Below are 3171 nucleotides of genomic sequence, written 5' to 3'. Positions count from 1 at the left end.
ACCATAATTAAAGATCTTAAGGTCACCATTTATATCATTTATCATACAAATATAAACGTTATTTTAGATTGCTAAGTTACAGATAAAGAATCTAGATATGGCTAAGATTAGTTCTACCGCTTGTTATGATGTCGCAACTATTTAGAGAGAAAGATACTGCTGCTTACTTTATTGATTCAACTAAACTATCTATATACTACACAAAACTTACAAGTAATAATTAAATATTTGGTAATCTTGTTAAAATAGCAATAAGCAGTTATAGGGAATCTATAGAGTATTCATTACATCTTGTAATTAATCATAAAGAAATAATTATGACAATTAAATTACTAATATGTCAACGTTCTTATAAATATTTTTTAAATAAACTAGATAAAAAAGAAAAATCGCAGCAAGAATAGATAAAAAGTTACTATAATTTAGACTTAATCCTATGCAAATAATTCTAAAGCTACAGAAGAAATTATAGGCATCTGTAAATTATATTTTTTTATCAAATCTAAAACTAATTTTAAGGCTTCTCTTCCTTCTACTAACTCTTTATATTCTTGTAAAAACTTTTTTTTATCACTACTAATTCCAAGCTCATAACCAAATTTTGTATTGCGTGAAGCCTTTGAGTAACAAGTAAGTATTAAATCACCTAATACTCCTGCTTCTAGTAAAATATCTGAAGCTGCTTGCATACCACCTAAAGCTTTAGATAAAATTGCAATTTCTTTTAAAGCAGATACTATAAACGTTGCTCTTGCATTCTCGCCCTGTTCTCTTGCTAAGTCAATTCCGCTTTTAATAGCAAAAATATTTTTTAAGCTACCTGCAACTTGCAATGTTGTGATATCACTTGTAGTAGTAAAAGTAAAAAATTTTGAAGTTATATTATAGGCTATTTTATCTGCTAAGTCTATATCTAAACTTGCAATGCTTGCTGAAGCCGGTAAATTTTTAACTAATTCTTTTGCTAAATTTGGACCAGATAAAAATGCTATAGGATTATGTGGTAATAAAGTTTTGAGTCTATCTGAAAATAATTCAGTAGGATTACGAGCAAAACCTTTTGTTGTAATTAGAAGAGTGTTATCTGTAGAAATACCACAAATTTTTAATAATTTTATCGCATCATCGAAAGCATAAGACGGCACTGCAATAATAATCAGTGCACAATCCTTGATTGTATCTAATTTTGTAGTAGCATGCAAATTAGAAGATAACTTGATATCTCCTAAATATTTTACGTTAGTTTTTTTATATAAAATTTCTTTTGCTATTTCCTCATCACGTAAAAACAAAGTAACATTATTACAAACTTGTGCTACTAAAGATGCAAGGCTAGTACCAAAACTCCCACCTCCATAAATTGCAATTTTTTTAAATTTATTCATTTATAATTCTTTCAATATTCACTATTATCACTGGTGATTTATTAATTTCCTGTTTCAAGGTTTTGCGAATTGTTCCTTTGATTGATTCTATAACTTGTTCATCTGATAATACTTTTTTTGCTTGCTTATTTTGAATTTTAATGAGCTCTATAATATCGGTTTTAATCAGATTGATTAATTTAATATCCTCATTCAGATCAAGCAATCCAGGCATAGATAAAATTGGATTTGCAGCAAGTAGTCCTTTTTTATTCATTACTACTGAAGCTATTACTATACCTGATTCACGCATACGTCTTCTAGCTTTAAAAATAGGTGATTCTACAGGTAGTAAATAATTACCATCAACAGCTAAATAACCGCTTTCAACCTTTGAAATTACTTTAGCATTATTATGTTCAAGCAATACTACACTACCATTTTCAACTTCTACTGCTTGCTCTATTCCATTTTTCTTAGCAAGCTTAACATGTTCATGAATATGTACAGGTTCACCATGAACTGGTATACAAATATTAGGTCTAATTAAAGAATACATTTTTTTTAACTCCTCAATTGCCGGATGACCTGATACATGCACAAAATGATCTCGCTCAGTAATAACCTCTACACCACTTTTAATAAATATATTAAATAATCTAAATATTTTCTTTTCATTGCCTGGAATAATTTTTGATGAAAAAATTATGGTATCTTTTGGCACAAGTTTCATTGATGGATGAGAATTACTAGCTAATTTTGCTGTTGCAGCCATTGCTTCACCTTGACAACCTGTAGCAATTACTAACAATTCATCTCTTCTAAATCTACTAATATCACGTTCACTGATTAGAGGTGCAATACCTTTAAAGTAACCACTTTCTTCTGCAGCAAGCATCATGCGATATAGGCTTCTACCTGTTAAGACTACTTTTCTACCTGTTAATTGTGCAGCATGAATTATTGTATCAAGTCGTGCTAAATTAGAAGCAAAAGTTGAGACTACTACCATTTGAGGGCAACCAGTTATGATATCTACTAAGCTTTTCCTGACATCTCCCTCAGAACCAGAACTTCCTTTATTAAAAACGTTAGTTGAATCACATACTAACGCAAGTACTCCTTCATCTCCATAAGATTTTAAAAGCTCTTCATCAGCTTTTTTACCAAGTATAGGGTTATTATCAAATTTCCAATCTCCAGTATGTAAAATATTGCCTGATTCTGTACGAATCATAATTGCCTGCATTTCAGGAGCTGAGTGAGTTAGCGGTATCATTTCTAGTGAAAAAGGAGCTAGATTTATTTTACTACCAGGTTTTACTTCATAAATTTTTATATTTTTAGCAAAATCATATTCACTTAATCGAATTTTTAGAAAATTTGCTGTAAAAGTAGTAGTATAAATAGGACATTTAAGACTATTCCATAAATATTGTACTCCGCCGAGATGATCCTCATGAGCATGCGTTAAAATAAGTCCCACTATATCTTTTTTATATTTTTCAATAAAGCTAGTATCAGCAATTATCATATCAACGCCAGGTAGATAATCATCAGCAAATCCACTACCGCAGTCTATCATTAGCCATTTACCTTTATAATGATAAAGATTAAGGTTCATACCTATTTCATTAGAACCACCAAGTGGTACAAATAGTAAATCATCTTTGTGATTTTTAATATTGAATAACGACATACTAATTTCTATACTTATTAAACTTATATATTTATATTCTATATCTTATAACTTATTATTAGCTAAGCGTCCATATATTAAATAATTATTAAATAAGGAAATTCATAT

Annotated in this window: 2 protein-coding genes; both read right to left on the bottom strand. The window is 29.4% G+C overall.

Annotation, left to right across the window (positions count from 1 at the left end; all coding sequences use genetic code 11):
* Positions 1-434 precede the first annotated feature (434 nt).
* Positions 435-1385 carry an NAD(P)H-dependent glycerol-3-phosphate dehydrogenase gene (locus tag AC27F4_RS04320; protein WP_487062424.1) on the bottom strand — a complete coding sequence of 317 codons (951 nt, stop codon included), beginning with the start codon at positions 1383-1385 and terminating at the stop codon, positions 435-437.
* Positions 1378-3063 (bottom strand): ribonuclease J, encoded by a 1686-nt coding sequence (locus tag AC27F4_RS04315; RefSeq protein ID WP_487062422.1) that lies wholly within the window; start codon positions 3061-3063, stop codon positions 1378-1380. The genes AC27F4_RS04320 and AC27F4_RS04315 overlap by 8 nt, the downstream gene beginning before the upstream one ends.
* Positions 3064-3171 lie beyond the last annotated feature (108 nt).

The organism is Candidatus Rickettsia mendelii, assembly GCF_057543435.1.
Note: the sequence above shows the minus strand (reverse complement) of the source record. Positions and strands in the feature narration are given on the sequence as shown.

Excerpts from the sequence above, each read along its gene's own strand:
- AC27F4_RS04315 (WP_487062422.1), bottom strand. The coding sequence starts at position 3,063 with ATGTCGTTATTCAATATTAAAAATCACAAAGATGATTTACTATTTGTA.
- AC27F4_RS04320 (WP_487062424.1), bottom strand. The coding sequence starts at position 1,385 with ATGAATAAATTTAAAAAAATTGCAATTTATGGAGGTGGGAGTTTTGGT.